The 18,655-nt window shown below is 69.7% G+C and carries 10 protein-coding genes; 4 read left to right on the forward strand and 6 right to left on the reverse strand.

Features of this window, described 5'->3' with window-relative positions; all coding sequences use genetic code 11:
- Positions 1–4: 4 nt before the first annotated feature.
- Positions 5–1,036, forward strand: coding sequence for a polysaccharide pyruvyl transferase family protein (locus ACWKZU_RS15735; RefSeq protein WP_449283278.1), 1,032 nt, complete (start codon positions 5–7; stop codon positions 1,034–1,036).
- A 9-nt stretch (positions 1,037–1,045) separates the two neighbouring features.
- Here the strand turns inward: ACWKZU_RS15735 and ACWKZU_RS15740 are convergent, their stop codons facing one another.
- Complete coding sequence (locus tag ACWKZU_RS15740) at positions 1,046–2,092, reverse strand: N-acetylneuraminate synthase family protein (RefSeq protein ID WP_449283279.1); 1,047 nt, start codon at positions 2,090–2,092, stop codon at positions 1,046–1,048.
- Positions 2,093–2,135: 43 nt separating this feature from the next.
- On the reverse strand, positions 2,136–3,821 hold the full coding sequence (locus ACWKZU_RS15745) for a cytidylyltransferase domain-containing protein (RefSeq protein ID WP_449283280.1): 1,686 nt from the start codon (positions 3,819–3,821) through the stop codon (positions 2,136–2,138).
- Positions 3,822–3,976: 155 nt separating this feature from the next.
- On the opposite strand from ACWKZU_RS15745, the gene ACWKZU_RS15750 reads away from it, so the two are divergent.
- A complete protein-coding gene (locus tag ACWKZU_RS15750; protein WP_449283281.1) occupies positions 3,977–5,269 on the forward strand; it encodes a hypothetical protein in 1,293 nt (430 codons plus the stop codon).
- A gap of 80 nt (positions 5,270–5,349) precedes the next feature.
- Positions 5,350–7,386, forward strand: a complete 2,037-nt coding sequence (locus ACWKZU_RS15755; protein WP_449283282.1) for an acyltransferase family protein — start codon at positions 5,350–5,352, stop codon at positions 7,384–7,386.
- Positions 7,387–7,435: 49 nt separating this feature from the next.
- Here ACWKZU_RS15755 and ACWKZU_RS15760 read toward each other — a convergent pair whose 3' ends face one another.
- Positions 7,436–9,565 carry an acyltransferase family protein gene (locus ACWKZU_RS15760; RefSeq protein WP_449283283.1) on the reverse strand — a complete coding sequence of 710 codons (2,130 nt, stop codon included), beginning with the start codon at positions 9,563–9,565 and terminating at the stop codon, positions 7,436–7,438.
- A 116-nt stretch (positions 9,566–9,681) separates the two neighbouring features.
- Between ACWKZU_RS15760 and ACWKZU_RS15765 the strand changes: the two genes are divergently transcribed.
- Positions 9,682–11,679: an acyltransferase family protein gene (locus ACWKZU_RS15765; protein WP_449283284.1), complete on the forward strand. Its 1,998-nt coding sequence runs from the start codon at positions 9,682–9,684 to the stop codon at positions 11,677–11,679.
- Positions 11,680–11,741: 62 nt separating this feature from the next.
- Here the strand turns inward: ACWKZU_RS15765 and ACWKZU_RS15770 are convergent, their stop codons facing one another.
- The 3 genes from ACWKZU_RS15770 to ACWKZU_RS15780 form a co-directional block, all read right to left on the reverse strand.
- The gene (locus tag ACWKZU_RS15770; protein ID WP_449283285.1) at positions 11,742–13,562 is read right to left on the reverse strand and encodes an S-layer homology domain-containing protein; all 1,821 of its coding nucleotides are present in this window, start codon (positions 13,560–13,562) and stop codon (positions 11,742–11,744) included.
- 41 nt (positions 13,563–13,603) lie between these two features.
- Positions 13,604–15,286 (reverse strand): S-layer homology domain-containing protein, encoded by a 1,683-nt coding sequence (locus tag ACWKZU_RS15775; protein WP_449283286.1) that lies wholly within the window; start codon positions 15,284–15,286, stop codon positions 13,604–13,606.
- A 70-nt stretch (positions 15,287–15,356) separates the two neighbouring features.
- Positions 15,357–18,542: an FG-GAP-like repeat-containing protein gene (locus ACWKZU_RS15780; RefSeq protein WP_449283287.1), complete on the reverse strand. Its 3,186-nt coding sequence runs from the start codon at positions 18,540–18,542 to the stop codon at positions 15,357–15,359.
- Between the last annotated feature and the right edge of the window lie 113 nt (positions 18,543–18,655).

The raw sequence follows: 18,655 nt of genomic DNA on the forward strand, positions 1-18,655 counted from the left end.
CAGCATGACGGTGTATTTGACCCACGGCGCGAAGAAGAACGTCGGCGACTACCTCATCCACTCCCGAGCCCGGAAGCTGTGGACTCACCTCCTGCCCGGGGCGGAACTCGTGTCGATCCCGCGCTGGGAGAAGATCGAGTTGCCCGACGACGCCCGTCTGCTCGTGCTGTGCGGCGGACCCGGATTCACCCCGCGCATGGTCGAAGGGGTCTTCCCCGTCGTGCAGAACGCCCTCGAGCAGGGCGTCCCCGTGTCCGGACTGGCGCTGGGATGGCAGGGACTCCCCAAACGCAACCCCGGTTCTTTCGCCATGACGGCGCGCAGCGTCTCCACGCTGCGCGCGATCGCCGAGGCGGGCGCCCCGATCTCGGTGCGCGACGACGTCACCCGGGAGATCGCGCAGCAGTTCGGCATCGAGGCGGTCCGCACCGGATGCAGCGCGTGGTACTCGGTGCCCCACCTCGGCACGGACCCGGAACCGGTCGCGGCCGCGCCGGGTACCATCGTCTACACGACGCCCGCGCACGCGGCGAACACCCGGGAATCGATCGCCATCATGCGCCTGCTGCGCAAGCGGTTCGCCGGCGCGAGACTCATCGCCGCCTTCCACCGGGGCATCCGTCCAGACGCGCAGACCACCCGCCGGCAGAGCATGCCGCTCGTCGCGCAGGCCGCCGCGGCCCGGGCCCTCGGGTTCGAGGTGCGCGATGTCGCCTACGACCTCGACAAGATCGGCTTCTACCGCGACGTCGATCTGCACATCGGCTATCGCGTTCACGCGCATCTCGATTTCGTGAGCCGCCGCAAGCCGAGCGTGCTCATCAGCGAGGACGGACGGGGGTTCGGTCAGACCGCCACCCTGCACGGCAGGAAGCACGTGCTGTGGGCCGGCGATGCGCAACTCGGCGAGAAGCTCGACCGACGCCTGACCGCCGAGATGCGGGCGGACTGGCCCTCGCTCGCGCGCGCGGTCTCGGTGATCGAGGAGACCTACCCGGTGATGCGGGAGGCCGTCCTGCAGCAGGCGCGGCTGTAGCCGGACGGCCTACGCCTCGGCGAGGTCGCCGAGGCCCACCGCCTCGCCGGACTGCTTCGGGACGGCCAGTCGCCGGCCCACCACCGAGTCCCAGGCCGCGATCTCGAGACCCGTGTTCGCGCGCAGCGCGATGAGATCCTCCTCGGTCACGACGGTGCCGGCCGCGAGATCCCTCGTCGTGAAGATGCGCCGACGCGCGTTCTCGATCGCGGCGCCCTGCGCCTCGATGTCGGGGATCCCGTCGCCCGCGAGTCGCCTGAACGTCTCGAGCGACGCGACGTACTCCCGCAGCAGCGCCTCGTCGAACGCGTGGTAGTGATCGTTGCCGACGCCGGCGCGATCGTCGGTGAAGTGCTTCTCGATCACACGGGCCCCCATGATCGAGGCCATGTCGAGCGCCGGGAGCGAACCGTCCGCGGACGGGGCGACGTGGTCGGAGTACCCGATCACCGCACGGCCGCCGAACCTGGCGCGCAGCTGCTCGATACCCAGCAGGTTCGCGTGCTCGGGCGGGGTCGGGTAGCGCAGCACGCAGTGCAGCAGCGCGATCTCGGTCGCCCCGGCCTGCTCCAGTACGCCGAGCGCCCAGTCGATCTCCTCGTGCGTCGAGGCTCCCGCCGAGAGGATGACGGGCTTGCCCGTGGCGGCGACGGCGCGCAGCAGCGGCACGTTGGTCAAGTCCGCGGACGCCACCTTCACAGCGGGCATGAGCGGTGCGAGCATTCCGACCGCGTCGAGATCGAAGGGGGTCGAGAGGAAGTCGATCCCCGTCTCCGCGCAGAAGCTCGCGAGCTCGACGTATTCGGCCTCGCCGAAGCCGTCGTACCTCTGGAACAACTCGTGCTGAGAGGTGGTGGGCTCCTGCGAGGTGTCCCAGTACGAGGGGCTGTTCGTCGCGCTCGCGAGCGTGTCGGCCTTGTAGGTCTGGAACTTCGCGGCGTGCCCCCCGGCGCGGGCGACCGCCTCGATCATCGCCTTCGCCCGATCGAGCGAACCCTCGTGGTTCACGCCGATCTCGGCGATGATGTACGGATCGGCGTATGCGCGTTCAAACAACACTTGCCCTGAACCTTTCACTTGATGTCGATACCGGGAGCCGTCAGTAGACCGAGAGCTCCTCGAATCCGAGCCGGGCCAGCATAGCCGATAGCGTCTTGCGATTGCTCCGCTGAGCGCCCGCCTCCGCAGCCCGTTCGGCGTATCTCCGCCGCTGCTCCGGATCGTCCAGCATCGACCGGGTGGCCGCGTCGAGCGTCGCGTCGTCGACGGAGACGCCGTGGCCGAGGAACAGCACGCCGTTCTCCGCCCTCGCGTGCGTGTGGGTGAGCTCCTTCTCGTTCTGTGCCAGGCAGATCGCCGGCGTGCCGCGGCTGAGCAGCTCGATGACCGTGCGCCCGGCCGAGGTGAAGGCGAAGTCGGCGCTCGACATCAGCGCGGGCATGTTCTTCACGTTCTCCAGCACGCTGAGGGAGAACGGGTAGCCGTCCCCATCAGATCGCAGGGGTGGGGCGCCGAGACCGCGCGCCACCGTCACATGCCCCGAGTACCCGACCCTGGCGAGGGATCCCAGCGCCCGCCTCGCGAGCCCGGACGGGTCGGTACCGCCGAACAGCACCAGCACTTCCTCGACGTCGCCGCGAGCGGCGCCGTCGATCGGCGCGCGATCCGAGGCCTCGATCTCGAACCCCGGGGCGAGCAGCGCGAAGTCGATGCCGGCCAGCTTGCGCTCCGCCGCGACATCGGGGCTGTCGATGAACTCGGTCACCAGCAGGTCGACCTCTGCGGCCCCCGTGCCGCGATCCTCGAACGACACGATCCTGCTGCCCGGCGATGCGTGACGCATGCGGGCGATCTGCGAGGCCTCGGTGTCGAGCACGTCGAGCACCAGCAGCTCCGGCTGCGTGCGCCCCAGTCGATCCAGGAACTCCGACTCGTCGGCGACGCACTCCACCCGGTAGGGATGGGCGGCGAAGAAGCGCTGTCCCAGGGGCGCGTCGGCGCTCAGGTAGATCGTCACCTCGTGCCTGGCGAGCTCCGAGGCGAGCGCGAGCATCCGGTAGACGTGTCCCATGCCGAGCGACGGCGACGCATCGACGCGGATCGCCACGCGCATCCGGCTGAGGAGGTGCGCGGCCGCGAGCAGGTCGGCGTAGTCGTCGATGTCGATGGCCTCGTCCGGCTCCAGCTCGATCACGCGAACGGGCTCGATCACCCGCGTCCGCAGCGACTCGATATCGCCGAGCCGTGCCGCGATCACACCGCCGGTCTCCCGGTACTCGAGCGGCAGCTGCTGCCGGTTGACCCGGGCGGAGAAGAGCGGCACCACCCCGCCGTCGTCATCGCGGTGCCACCGCAGGTGCTGATCGCGCTGCACCGTGAGCACGGACCGCACCCCGGTGTCCTCGAATGCGTCGATCGCCCCCCGAACGGTGTCCGCGCGGAGCAGCGGCGAGGTCGGCTGGAGCGTCAGCACCGGGTCGTCCTCCCCGGCTCCGCGAGCGCGCAGGGCGGGCAGGTTGCGCAGGATCTTGGTGTCGAGCGTCTCCTCCGGCGGCGTCGGCTCGGTCTCGAGGATCGTCGATGCTCCGGCGGCCGCGGCGACGGCCGCGATCTCCTCGTCGTCGGTGACGACGAGGACCCGCTCACCGGGAAGCACGCTGAGCGCGGTGTCGATGGAGTGACGGATGAGCGGTTTGCCGCCCAGCATGCGCAGGTTCTTGCGGGGGATCCCCACGGAGCCGCCCCGTGCCGGAATGATCGCCCAGGCACTCGAACTGTGGCTCACCTCGCCGCCCTTCCTCCCTCGACTGTCGTCTGCGACGCCCCACACGCCCGGACGCGAACCGCCCGCGCAGCGTGTGCTGCACCTCAGCGGCTAGCCTATCGGCGAATAGCCTCTAGCATGAGACCTGCCCCCTCCGCCCGCGATAAGGAGCGCACGTGCCGATCCGGACCCATGATGCCGAGACCCTGCTGTGGTGCATGCGGCCGGCTCTGCATCTGTTCCACCTGCGCGGCCACCTCCCCGAACGGCTCCAGAAGCTGCCCCCCGCGCAGCGACCGTTCAAGCCGGCCTCGCACTCCCGGTACGGGGACATCCTGGTCGTCACCGAGACGGTGAACCAGGAACGCGCGCTGCACCGTCTCGTCGCACGGGACTCCGCACCCCTTCCGGTGCACGCTCCGTCAGAGGAGCAGCGGGAACCGGTGCTCGCGGCCTATTCGGTGCGCTCGGCGGTGCGGCGCATCATCGCGACACTCGAACCGCGCGCCGTGCAGGCCGTCGTCGCATCGTTCGAGAACCAGCTGTACAAGGTCGCGCTGGCGCTCACCCAGTACCGCGCGTTCGATCTGAGCGGCTACCGGGGCGTGCTCGTCGCGACGCAGCACTCCCCGATCATGCGCGCGCTCATGGTGGCCGCCGAGGAGCAGGGCGTGCCCGTCGTCTACGTGCCGCACGCCCCGGTGGCCGCCAATCTCGCCTACCTCGACCTGCCGGTGTCGTACGCCGGGCTCCGGGGTGTCGGAGAGCAGCACTACTACGTCGACGAGCTCGGCATCCCGGCATCCCTGCTCGACGCGGTGGGCAACCTCGCGAGCGACGTGCTCTCGCAGGCGCCTCCGTCCGTGCGCCGCGACGGAGCGGGTGTCCTGGCGCTGTCTCCGCACGAGCCCGAGGTGCTGAGTCGCATCTTCTCGGCGGTCGCCGCCGGGTCCCTCGGTGAGATGGTCGTCGCTCCGCATCCCCGCTCCGACCTCGCGCAGATCACCGGGATGATGCCGGCGGAGTGGTCGCTGTACGAGGGTGAGCGCACCCTCGATCTGCTCGCCTCGGGCCCGCCCTTCCTCTTCCAGTTCTCCAGCGGCGTCGCCTGGGAGAGCGCCGCACTCGGCATCCCCACCGCGACCGTCCACATCGACGATGCCGCGGTGAACTACCCGTTCCTCGCCGACGAGTCGGTCTACCCCGCGATCCGGACTCCGGAGGACGCGACGCGCTTCGCGAGCCTCGCCCGCGCCGGCGGCGTCGATCAGGAGCGGCTCCGTCGGCACGCCGAGGAGTGGTGCAGCGTCGACGGCGACCGCGCGGCTGCCCGGCTCTCCGAGCTGCTCGGGCGAGTAGCCGCCCCCGGCCGAGCGGATCGACCCGCGCGCCTGCACGACGGATGGACGGCTCGCGGCGCCGCGCTCTCGCGGTCCTGGCTGCTGGGCACGCCGGCCGCGCCGGCCTGACCCGGCTCCGGGACACGCGCCCGATCGAGCGACCGCCGCATGCCGCTCCCGGTCATCTTGCACGACATAGAATGTCCGTCGTGTCTCGCAAGCAGCTCCGTCTCGATATCCAGGGGCTCCGCGCGATCGCGGTCGCACTCGTCGTCGTGTTCCATCTCGCCCCGAAGGCGCTGCCGGGCGGGTATATCGGCGTCGACGTCTTCTTCGTCATCTCGGGCTTCCTGATCACCGGGCATCTCCTGCGGGAGGTCACCCGCAACGGCCGGATCGACCTGCTCGAGTTCTGGGCTCGCCGCGCGCGACGGCTGCTCCCGGCGGCCTTCCTCGTACTGCTCGTCTCGACCGTCGCGGTGTATCTCGTGCTGCCCCCGCTCGCGCGAGAGCAGAACTTCATCGAAATAGCCTTCTCAGCCGTCTATCTGCTGAACTGGCGGCTCGCGGCCGACTCCGTCGACTACCTCGCCGAGGACAACGCCGCCTCGATCGCCCAGCACTACTGGTCCCTGTCGGTCGAGGAGCAGTTCTACATCGTCTGGCCGATCCTGATCATCGCGGCCGTCTGGGCCGCGGCGCGCAGCCGGCGCATCGCACCCCGGCACGCGGTTGCCGCAGCACTCGTCCTCGTGTTCGCCACATCACTGGCGTTCTCCGTCTTCGAGACCGCGAGATCGCAGCCCTCCGCGTACTTCATCACCACGACCCGCGCGTGGGAGTTCGCAGCGGGCGGCCTCATCGCCGTGCTTCCCGCCGTGAGGCTACGGCGGTCGGCCCATGTCGCGCTGAGCTGGATCGCCTCGGCGTGCATCATCGCCCCGGCGTTCATCTTCCAGGCGAGTTCCCCTTTCCCCGGTTCGATCGCACTGATCCCGGTGCTGGGCACCGCCGCACTGCTCTGGTTCGGCGACAGCGATTCGGCGTGGTCGCCGCAGTATCTCGCCAAGGCAGGGCCCGTGCAACTGGTCGGAGACACCTCCTATGCGATCTATCTGTGGCACTGGCCGCTCATCATCACGGCGACGGCGGTCCTCGGTCGCGCGCCGGGCTGGGCTTGGGGGACCCTCATCGCGATCGCGACCGTCCTGCTCGCGATCGCGACGAAGCAACTGGTCGAGGATCCGGTGCGCAATGCACCCGGGATGCTGCGCCGTCGTCGACCGACGTTCGTGCTCATGTGCGCCGGAATGGCCGCCGTGCTCGCTCTGACGATCACCCCGGTCGCGGTCGGCGGCGTACAGACCCAGCAGCGGCAGGAGGCCATAGCCTCGGCCAGCACCGACGAGACCGGCTGCTTCGGCGCCTACGCCATCCTGAACGACTGCGACGAGCCCTACGCGCAGGCCTCATCCGTGGATCCCACCGCAGCTCAGCGCGACTCCTTCGGTTCCTACATCGCGCACGACGACGCGTGCACCTCGGAGGAGTTCGCCGGACGTTCCGAGCACCGGTGCACGGTCGATCGGGATGCCGACACCACGCTCATGCTCATCGGCGATTCACACATGTACTCCATCTACCCGGCCTTCGATGCACTCGCCGAAGAGCAGCGTTGGAATCTCGAGATGCGCGCCCGTTCCGGCTGCAGCGCGCTCGGCGTGGCCAGTGTGCGCTCTCCCCTGGATAAGCGGGAGCGCTGCGTCGAGTGGAGCGATGAGGTGCTCGACGAGGTCAGCGCGAGCGACACGATCGACCTCGTCGTCTATACCGCGTACGAGCCCACCTACGACCACTCCGATGCGGTCCGAGCCGAGGCCGAGCGGCGCTTCGAGGCGATCCGCCAGTCGGGCAAGGACCTCGTCGTGCTGCGGGATGTGCCCGGTACCGGTTCGAAGGAGATCGAGGCGCCGAGCTGCATCGAGGCAGCGGGCGACATCGACGATCCGTGCACCTCCCCGCGGCCCGCCGCGGACTCCTGGCTCCAGTCGGCGGGGAAGTCCTCCGCGGACCTGATCGTGAATCCCGCGGAGGTGGTGTGCGACCCCGAGCGCTGCCACACGCTGATCGGGGGAGCCGTCGTCTACCAGGACTACAATCACCTCACCGCGACGTTCGCGCGCACGCTCGCCCCTTGGCTGGCGCAGCATCTCGTACCCGTCGCAGAGCAACGCGCGAAAGCCTGAAGCCGCTTCGGCTCGGGGCGGCGCGGACCGACGCCGCTCCGCGCGGCGGTCAGCGCTCGAGACCGAGATCCTCCTCGACGATCTCGGTCTCATCGAGCGCGTCCTCGAGCGGTTCCGCCAACGAGGTCGAGTAGGTCGCCGTCAGGTGATGCCCGTCTCGCCAGATCAGGACGTTGCCGATGACCGGCACGCACGTCTCCGCGGGACAGATCCAGTCGTTCATGTCGATCAGATCCGTCTCGGTCAGCCCCCCGGCCGCGAGCCGGTCCGGTTCGGGCTGTGCGTCGATCGCCTCCGATCGGGGCACACCGCAGGCGGTGAGCCTTTCGGGGTTGGCCGACACGCACTCCGGCACGTCGATCCCCATCCGGGGGACGTCGGCGAGCACCGCCACTGGGATGTCGGCCTCGTTCAGCTGTGTCCAGCTCGACCGCAGCCCTTCGGCGAACAGCTCCTCGCTCACGCTCGGCCCCATCGATCCGCCGTCCCAGACGTTCCGCTGAGCCGCGTTCGTCGTCACCACGAGTTCGGGCCGCTCCGTCCGCAGAATCCGTTCGACGTCCTCGTTCCACTCGGCGCAGGCGTCGTAGCGCTGCCCCGCGTTGGAGATGTCGACGTCTGCGAACGGGCATGCCGACTTCGTGAAGACCCGCAGCCTCCAGCCGTTCTCCTCGGCGAGCTCCTCCAGCGCGGGCGCCCAGCTGGCAGCGTGTGAATCGCCGACCAGCGCGACGGTGGTCTCGGATTCCTCCTCGCCGAGCGTGCAGCCGGGCTGCTCGGTGAATCCCTGGTCGGCGTGGCATCCATTGTCGTAGATCACCGAGTTGTCGTCTCGGGCCCCCAGCGCCGACGGCGTGAACCCTCCCGGCACCACGTCGACGGGCTCCCCCGCTGCGGGATCGTCCACCAGCGCCATCGCTCCGAGCGCCGTGCCGCGCTCGGGAACGTCCGGCTGCGAGACGACGGGTGCGACGTACAGGCTCGCACCGACCAGCGCCGAAGCCGTCACCAGCCCGGCGCCGGCGAGCAGGGCCGCCCGCACCCCCTCCTTGAACCGCGACCAGTTGCGGAACGGATTCTCGATGAAGCGGTAGCTCAGCCAGGAGGGCAGGAACGCGAGCACGACGACCAGCAGTCCGTAGCGGAAACGCAGCTCGTCGCCGAGCAGATGGGTGGCCACCACGACCAGGGGCCAGTGCCAGAGGTACAGCGAGTAGGAGATGTCGCCCACCCACCGCATGGGCCGCAGCGAGAGCAGTGCCCCCGCCCCGAGATTCGCACGGCCGCCCATCCCGCCGACGATGACCGCCGCCGCGGACAGCGTCGGAAGCAGCGCCGCGGCACCGGGGAACGGCGTGCTCGAGGTGTAGAACAGGCTCGCGGCGAGGATGCCGGCGAGGCCGGCCCAGCCCAGCAGCAGACCGGCGGTGCGAGGCACCCGCTCCAGCTGAGCCGCGAACACCGCCACGACCGCGCCGATCGCCAGCTCCCACAGTCTCGTGGTCGTGACGAAGTAGGCGGGAGCGGGATCGCTGGCCGTATACACGACGGACCAGATCAGCGACGGCACGAGGAGCAGCAGCGCGCCCGAGCGGAGCAGACGCGTCGCCCGGGCGGTGCCGCTCCCGCGCCCGCTCCCGCGCCCGCGCCGCGCGAAGAACAGCAGCACGATGATGACGAGCGGCCAGACGATGTAGAACTGCTCCTCGACCGCGAGCGTCCAGAAGTGCTGCAGGGGGCTCGCCGCCACCTCGGCGTTGAGGTAGTCGGTGTTGGCGGCGAACACCCAGTTCACCACGTAGAGGGCTGCGGCGATGGTCTCGACGCCCACGCTCTGCCACCTGATCTGCGGCAGGAAGAGGACGGTCAGCACGACCGTCACGACGAGCACGACCGTCGCGGCGGGCAGGATCCTCCGAGCCCGCTTCGCGTAGAAGCCGGCCAGGCTGATGCGTCCGGTCGCCGTCGCCTCCCGCAGCAGGATCCCGGTGATCAGGAATCCGGAGATGACGAAGAACACGTCGACCCCGACGAAACCGCCCGGCAGGAAGGGAGCGTTCGCGTGGAAGAGCAGCACGACCCCGACGGCGACCGCCCGGAGTCCTTGGATGTCGCTGCGGAAACCGCCGTGAGTCGCCTGGGGACGCTGGGGTTGAGTCGCCGTAGCGGTCTCGCTCATACTCACCTCTCGGGCTCCTGCCGTAACCAGGCAATAGTAGTTGATGAGCGCGGATCCCTCCTGGGCCCGTCGGCGGCGGCCCTCACCGGGACCGCCGGAACCGTACAATGGCCTGTGTGCCTCAGAAGCAGTTCCGACTCGACATCCAGGGGCTTCGCGCACTCGCGGTCGCGCTCGTCGTCGTCTTCCACCTCGCCCCCAGCGCGCTTCCGGGCGGGTACATCGGGGTCGACGTGTTCTTCGTCATCTCCGGATTCCTCATCACCGCGCATCTGCTCCGCGAGGTCACGGCCACCGGAACGGTCCGCCTCACCGAGTTCTGGGCCCGCCGAGTCAGGCGCCTGCTCCCCGCCGCGCTCCTCGTCCTAGCGGTCTCTGCGCTCGCGGTCTACGCGGTGCTCCCGACCACGGCCCGCGACCAGAACTTCACCGAAATCGCCTTCGCCTCGTTCTACCTGCTCAACTGGCGGCTCGCGGCGGACTCGGTCGACTACCTCGCCGCCGACAACGCCGCCTCGATCGCGCAGCACTACTGGTCGCTCTCCGTCGAGGAGCAGTTCTACCTGTTCTGGCCGCTCATCATCCTGCTGGCGGTCTGGGCCGCGAGCAGGAGTTCGCGCACATCCCCCCGCACCGCCGTCGCGGTGGCACTCGTGCTCGTGCTCGGCGCCTCGCTCGCGTTCTCCGTCATCGAGACGGCTCGCTCCCAGCCCTCCGCCTACTTCATCACGACGACCCGGGCGTGGGAGTTCGCGGCGGGCGGGCTCGTCGCGCTCCTCCCCGCAGCCCGCCTGCGCGGCTGGGGGCACGTCCTGTGCAGTTGGCTCGCGCTCGCCGCGATCGTGGGCGCGGCCTTCCGCTTCGACGGCGCTTCCCCCTTCCCCGGATGGATCGCCCTCATCCCCGTGCTCGGAACCGCGGGGCTCCTGTGGCTGGGCGACTCCTCGTCCCCCTGGAGTCCGCAGTACCTGGCGAAGGCCGGACCGGTGCAGTTCGCCGGGGACACCTCCTACTCGATCTACCTCTGGCACTGGCCGCTCATCGTCGTCGCGACGGCGCTCCTCGGGCGCGCTCCCGGTTGGATCTGGGGCGCGGCCATCGCGGTCGCCACGCTGGCGCTCGCGGCTGCGACGAAGTACCTGGTCGAGGATCCGGTGCGCCGTGCCCCGGGCATGCTGAGCCGCCGCCCCGCGACGTTCTCGCTCATGGCGGCGAGCATCGCCGCGATCCTCGCGCTCACGGTCACGCCCGTCGCGGTGGGGAATGCGCAGACCGCCGAGCGCCAGGCCGCGATCGCCTCGGAGAGCGCGGACGCGGAGAGCTGCTTCGGCGCGTACGCGATCCTCAACGATTGCGCAGAGCCGTACGCCGTCACCGGCACCGTGGATCCCTCTGCGACGCAGGACGATGTGTTCTGGAACACCGAGGAGTACTCCCGCGACTGCTCCTCCCAGAGCTTCGCCGGACGTGCGGAGGTGCGCTGCGACGTCGACCGCGGCTCCGACACCACCGTCATGCTGCTCGGCGACTCCCACATGTACTCGCTGTACCCGGGTTTCGCCGCGCTCGCGGAGACCCGCGAGTGGAACCTCGGAATGCGGGCCCGATCCGGATGCCCCGGTCACGGAGTCGTGAGCACCGGCTCATCCGCCGAGCGCCAGGAGCGATGCGCGAGCTGGAGTGCGGAGGTGCAGGACGAGATCGCGGGCGACGAGTCGATCGACACCGTCGTCTTCACCGCGTACGAGATCAACTACGAGGGGACCGAGGCGCAGGCCGCCGAGCTGTTCGCCGCGCTGCGGCAGGCCGGCAAGGAGATCCTCATCGTCCGGGACGTCCCCGGGATGGAGGGCGAGCCGGCACCGGCGTGCGTGGAGGCCGCAGGCGGAGTCCCCGACCCCTGCGCGTCGCCGCTGGCGTTCCCCGAGACCTGGGTGTCGACCGTGGGGGCGGACACGGGAATCCCCATGATCGATCCCCGCGAGGTGCTGTGCGATGAGGAGCTCTGCCACGCGGTCATCGGCGGGACCATCGTCTACCAGGACACGGCCCACGTCGCGGGCACCTTCGCCCGCACGCTCGCCCCGTGGCTGGAGCAGCACCTCGTGCAGTGAACGCGCGGGGCGGGCGGCGACGGCGGCACGGCACCGCGCGCCCGCACCGCCGCGCGCTCGCCTCAGTTCGAGAGCCGGTAGATGAACGCCGCCATCGCCTCGCGCGAGACGCGATCCTTCGGCGCGTAGATCGGCTTGCCCGAGGGCTGTGCGATGCCGGTCGACAGACCCTCCTTGCGCATCCAGGTGATCTCGTCGTAGAACTTGTCGCCGCGCTTCATGTCGGCGAACGGAGAGGTCGCCGGGCCGGTGTACTTCGCCGCCTTGTAGCGGTAGATGAACGCAGCCATCGCCTCACGCGAGACCCGATCCTTCGGCGCGTAGATCGGCTTCTTGCCCGAGCCCTGGCTGATGCCGGTCGACAGGCCCGAGTTGTACATCCAGACGATCTCCTTGTAGAACTTGTCGCCCGGCCGCATGTCGGCGAAGGGCGCCTTGCTCGTGTCCACGGCGGGCGAGCCGTTGAGACGGTAGAGGAACGCCGCCATCGCCTCGCGCGTCACGGTGCCCTTGGGCGAGTAGATCCTGCGTCCGTCGGAGGTCGTGATCCCCGTGGTCAGCTTCGTCGCGGCCATCCACTCGATCTCGGTGTAGAACTGATGCCCCTGCGGCACGTCGGGGAAGGTCGAGTTCGGGGATCCGAACCACTGCTTGTAGAACTGGTAGAAGTTGCGGTTGCCGTAGCTGGAGCACGAGTTCCCGGTGCCCCACCCCGCATCCAGCGCCGCCTGGTTGGGACGGTAGGGGGTATAGATGTACAGCGCGGCGGTCGCCCAATTCTCGATGTAGACCCGCGAGGTGCCGCAGCCGGCGTTCGGGTGCCACTGGATCGTGTTGGTCTGGAAGGGCTTGTAGTTGTAGCTCGCGGGGTTCGCCTTGTACACCTGCAGCTGCCACGCCGCGCGGTAGACCTGCTGCATGAACCCGGTCTGGCTCGGGTCGCAGTTGGCGGAGTTGTTGGGCCCCGAATCTGGGCACGCGTAGCCCATCGCCACGTCGAACTGGCGCACCGTCGGCCACGTGTCGGTGACGAGGCTCTGCTCCTTCTCGAGCATCACCAGCAGCACCCTCGGGCTGATGGAGCAGGCCTTGGACACCTTCGCGATGATCGTCGCCGCGGACTCGTTCGAACGGCCCGCATACGCCTTGCAGTAGTTGTTCGCGGCTCTGGAGTCCGTCCTCCAGGTCTTGGTCGCCAAGCACTTGTCGGCGATCCTCGTGCTGCCCCAGGCGGCACCCGCCTTGCGCCCGGAGTCGCCGATCGTGCAGCGACCGTCGGAGGTCGACCTGAGTCGCTGATCGAGGAAGGTCTGGATCTGGGCCGACGTCATGGCGGTGCCGTTGTAGAAGTTGGCGTCCGAGACGATGTAGCCGGCTTTGAAGCCGCTCGAGAGCGAGGTCGATGCGGCGGCGGCCAGCGGCGCGATCACGAGCGGTTCGCGGGGCTCATCGTCGGAGGCGCCCTCCTGGCCGTCCGTGACCGGATCCTCCTCGGAGGGGTCGGGTGCGGGCTCGCCATCGTCGTCGGTAGCGGGCGGCTCCGGATCGGCGGGCTCGGGATCACTCGGCTCGACCGGCTGCTCCGGGTCCGGCGTCTCGACGGGATCGGCATCGGCGCCGGCGCCGGTGTCGGTGTCGGTGTCGGCCGCCACGTCTCCTCCGGTGCCGGTGTCGGTGTCGGCCGCCGCGTCTCCTCCGGTGCCGGTGTCCGATCCCCCGTCCGCATCCGCCGCGGCGTTCGTGTCGGAGGCCGCCTCCGACGCAGTCTCCCGACCCGTGGCCGGATCGGGTTGCGCGTAGGCGGTGGCACCCTGCAGCAGCAGGCCGAAGGCGATCCCCATCCCCAGCACTGCGGTCGTGAGCGTTCGCGACTTCACAGACATGGACTCCAGCCTAACCGTCCGGGTGCTCTCCGTACACGGACCTAGTTCTCGAGGCGGTACAGGAAGGCCGCCATCGCCTCACGGGTCACCTGGGCCTTCGACTGATACGCCGGCTTGCCCGAGGGCTGCTTCACGCCGGTCGAGAGGCCCGAGTCGTACATCCACGAGATCTCGCGGTAGAACTTGTCCCCGCGCGCGATGTCGGAGAAGAAGGAGGTGTTCGGCGCGGTGTACTTCGCCCCTTCGAGTCGGTAGATGAACGCCGCCATCGCCTCACGGGTCACCGTGGCCTTCGGCTGGTAGTCCGGCTTGCCCGAGCTCTGCTGCACACCGGTCGAGAGGCCCTTCGCGTACATCCAGGTGATCTCGTCGTAGAACTTGTCGCCGGGCTTCACGTCGGCGAAGGGCGACACCTTCGGGCCGGTGTACTTCGCGCCGTCCATGCGGTAGAGGAACGCGGCCATGGCCTCGCGCGAGACGCCGGTCTTCGGCTGGTACTCCCGGCCGTTCTGCGTCTTCACCCCGGTTGAGAGCCCCGACGTGTACATCCAGGTGATCTCCTTGGCGAACTTCTGGTTCTTCGAGACGTCCGTGAACGGCGGCTTCGTCGGCTCGGGATCCGGATCGGGCTTCGGCTTCGCAGCCACCGCGGCCGTCTGCGCCGAGGTCTTCGAGGCGGGCTCGTATCCGGCCTTCGTGCCCGTGACCTTCACCGAGATCCGCTTGCCCTGATCGGCGGCGACCGGCGTGTACGTCGAAGACGTCGCACCCGAGATCGCCGACCCGTCGCGCAGCCACTGGTAGGCCAGCGTCGCAGATGCCGGCTGCCAGGTGCCCGGGTCAGCGCTCAGCGCCTGTCCGACCTTCGCCGTGCCCGCGATCGTCGGCGTGCCCGCGACCACGTGGGGGAACACGAGCGCTTCGAGATTCGTCCCCTCCCAGTTCTTCACGGAGAACACCAGCGCGTCAGAGGCCGTCGACGACGTCGGAGCATCAAAACCGGTGTAGTACTGCGTGTCCCCGTTCCACACCGAATAGGCCGTGTAGTTTCCGGCAGGCACGCCGGAGAAGCTGTAGTTTCCATACGACACCTCGGGCGGGCAGTCGGTGCTCGGCTCCACCCATCCGCTCTGAGCGGGTTCGGCCGTGTAGACGGCTCCGGTCGCCGTGTTCTTCACGTAGAAGGCCGTCTCGTCTCCGTTCTCCCAGCCGCAGCGGGCGATGGCCGCCCGCAGACGCCCTTCCTCGGAGATCGAGGTCGTCCCGACCGCCACATCGCTCCCGCTCACCGTCAGCTCCTGGAACGATCCGGGGGCGTAGCCGTTGTTCGGCAGCGAGACGCTGATGTTCAATCGGTACTCGTCGTCCGGAACACCCGTCACCGCCCATGCGCCGGTGGCGGGATCGAAGCTGACGTTCGCGTCCTTACCGAGCTGCCACCCCTCGACCGTCCCGTCCTGCTTGATGTCCAGCGTGAGATAGATCCCGACGTACCCGCCGTTCCCGTCGGGTCCCCACGGCACCCGCACATCGCTCGGCGCGCTCGCGGGGAACTGGATCGTTCCGCTGACCGTGTGGTCGCCCGCGGCTTGAGCCGCACCAGCACCCGCCACCATGCCGAAGCACAGCAGCGCGAAACCGAGCAGCAGCGCGAGCAGCCTCGTGAGCTTCGAGCTGCGCGCCTCCGAGAACGCCGCAGCTGTCCCCCGATTCGATCCGTTCATTTTTCTCCCCCTGAATCGATCAAACGCGTCCAGCCTAACGCGGAAATTGGATGCGCGCTCCGACTCCCCGCTAGCCGCGGGTCTCCAGGCGGTACAGGAAGGCCGCCATCGCCTCGCGCGACACCGCGTCCTTCGGCGCGTACTTCGGCTTGCCCGAGCGCTGCTTGATCCCCGTCGACAGCCCCGTCTCGTGCATCCACGCGATCTCGCGGTAGAACTTGTGCGAGGTCGGCACGTCGGCGAAGGGCGACGTCGTCGGAGGACGATACCCGCTGGGCTTCTCGAGCCGGTACAGGAACGCGGCCATCGCCTCGCGCGACACGCTGCTCGACGCGTCGTAGACCGTCCCGCTCGAGGTCTTGATCCCCGTCGACAGCCCGGAGGAACGCATCCAGGCGATCTCGCGGTAGAACTTGTGCGAGACGCCGACGTCGCGGAACGGCGAGGCCGACGGGGCCCGATAGGTCTTCAGCGCGTCGAGCCGGAAGAGGAACGCGGCCATCGCCTCGCGCGACACCCCGGCGCCGGGCTGGTACCGCGGCTTGCCCGACGCCTGCTTCACCCCCGTCGACATGCCGGAGGTGTGCATCCAGGCGATCTCGCGGTAGAACTTGTGCGAGGCTCCCACATCGGCGAACGGCGTGCTCGTCGGCAGCGGGGGCGTGCCGGGCACCTTCACCACCGTCGAGGTGAGCGACTTCGAGTCGTAGGCGTTGCGCTCGCCCGTCACCGTCACCGTGATGCGGCGCCCGATATCGGACGAGGTCAGCCGGTAGCTCTCGCCCGTTGCGCCTCGGATCGGGCTGCCGTTGCGATTCCACTGGTAGCTGAGCTGCACGGGCGCCGGCCGCCACTTGCCCGCCGGGGCGCGCAGCGTCTGCCCGGCGCCGGGCTGACCGGCGATCACCGGCACGGGTGTGCGCGTGAGACGCTGCACGCCCACCATGCGCGGATGCGCCGCCACGCGCCATCCCGACGAGAACCCCATGGCCGCCGTCTCGAGCCTCGAGGTGCCGAACGCGCGGCCCGTGCTGAGCGCCACGCGCTGCCCGTCCGCCCCGAACCCCACGATGTCGGCCCGGCCGTCGCCGTTCACGTCGACCACCATGCGCGGATGCCGGTCGACCAGCCAGGATCCCGCGCCGAACTCGCCCGACCAGCGGGCGGGCGCCGAGAAGCCGGATCCCGAGCTCAGCGACACGACCGCTCCGTCGGCGCCGAACCCCACGACGTCGGCGCGACCGTCACCGTTCACGTCCGCCAGCGTGCGCGGATGACGCCCCGTCTGCCACCCGGCGGAGGTGCCGAATCCGGAGACCCAGCGCGACACCGGTTGCAGGCCGGATCCCGAGTTCAGTGCCACGTAGACGCCGCCGGAGGCGAAGCCGACCACGTCGAGCCGTCCGTCTCCGTCGACGTCGGCGAGCGTGCGCGGATGAGTCCCCACCCGCCAGCCGTCGTTGCCCCGGAACGCGGTGGACCACTGCTGCGCCTTCGCGAAACCGCTGCCGGTGCTCAGCGCCACGTAGACTCCCGCGGTCGAGATGCCCACGATGTCCGCCCGTCCGTCGCCGTTCATGTCGGCGACGAACCGCACGGAGTTGTCGACCCACCAGCTGTTCGCCGCGGTGCTGCCCGTGCCCGAGCCGAAGCCCGCGTACCAGCGCTGCATCGCGCCGAAGGAGGTGCCCGTGCCCAGGGCGACGTAGACGCCGCCCGCGGCGAAGCCCACCACGTCGGGCAGACCGTCGCCGTTGACATCGGCCAGGGTGCGCGGGTGGAACCTGACGTCCCATCCGGTCGCCGACCCGAACTGGCTCGACCACCGAGTCGCGGGCCGCAGCTCGGATCCCGTACTCGTCGACACGTACACGCCGCCGCTCGCGAAGCCCACGACATCGGCCATGCCGTCGCCGTTCACGTCGATGAGGGCGCGGGGGTGCGTCAACACACCCCAGCCGGCCGCGGTGCCGAACCCCGAACCCCAGGTCCTGGCTGCACCGAGCCCGCTCGGCGAACGGAGCGCCACCTGCACCCCGTTCGCGCTGAAACCCACCGCGTCGGGCAGGCCGTCCCCGTTCATGTCGGAGTCCCAGGGCAGCATCTCCTGCGTGTCGTCGACGCCGTTGCCGTTCGCGTCGATCATCAGGACCGCGGTCGTGCTGCTCGAGAGCACGCCGGTCGCGGTGTAGCCCGGGCGGTCGCCCGTCACCTCGACCGAGATGCTCGCGCCCAGGTCGTCGCGCATCGGCTGATAGCTCGCACCGGAGGCCCCGGAGATCGCTGTGCCGTCGCGGAACCAGCGGTACCGCAGGTTGGTGGGGGCGGGCTGCCAGCCGCTCACCGCGGCGGTGAGCGCACCGCCGAGCATCGGAGCCCCGCTGATCGTCGGCTTCGACGTCTTCGTGAAGGGCTTGGTCATGTCCTTGATGTGGATGTACCCCTGGAACGCGCTCGGGGCCACGGTGCGGGTTCCGTAGGCGCCCAGCCAGCCGTTGTTGTACTCCTCGATGACGATGTTGCCGTTGTCGAGCACCTGCGCCACCCACGCGACGTGGCCGAACTGCGAGGCTCCCCCGTAGCCCGGTCCGCTCCAGGCGACCGCTCCCACCTCCGGCCGCGTGTCCACGCGGATGCCCAGGCTCTCCGCCGTCGCCTTCCACTGACCGGCGTCGCCCCACCGGATCACGCCGCCGTACTGGTTCGAGAATCCGACGCCGTTCGCGCTGTTGAGACGCCACGCGACGAAGGACGTGCACTGGCGGTGCGCGAAGTTCCACTCGTCCCAGACCGGCGGCTGCATCTGCTGGATGTTCTTGTACTTCGCCGGGTAGTCGTCGCCGAGCACCGCGCCGCGTCCGGCGGCGTGCGTCAGCGGCCCCGGCTCCGAGCCGTCCCAGGGCTTCGCCGTCGCGGGCCCGGGCGAGTCCGAGGCCAGGCCGCCGTCGGGGCCGCGCGGTCCGTCGAGTTCGTCGACGCCCTCGGTGTCACCGGGATCACCGGAGCCCGCGTCACCGGATCCGTCGGGCGTCTCCGGGAGCGGATCCCCGGCATCCGGAGCATCGGGATCCGGGGATCCCTGGCCCTCATCGGGTGTCTGCGTCTCCTGCGTGCTCTCCTGGCCGCTCGACCCGTCGTCGGCGGGCGATCCGACCGCCGTCGCGGGCGCGGAGGACGCGAAAACGGGCATCGCGATCAGCAGCGCGGCTGCGAGCACCATCGCCTGCGCGCGCGTCGACCCCCGTCGATTCCCCATCGTCTCTCCCCACCCGTGCGGTCTAATCTAGTGGATCGAGCGGATGAGCGTATCGCCTTTCTGCACGCAGTCGCCGGATTCGGCTGTGGATCCTGCGTACTGCGACTCGCTTC

The organism is Leucobacter sp., from assembly GCF_053528595.1.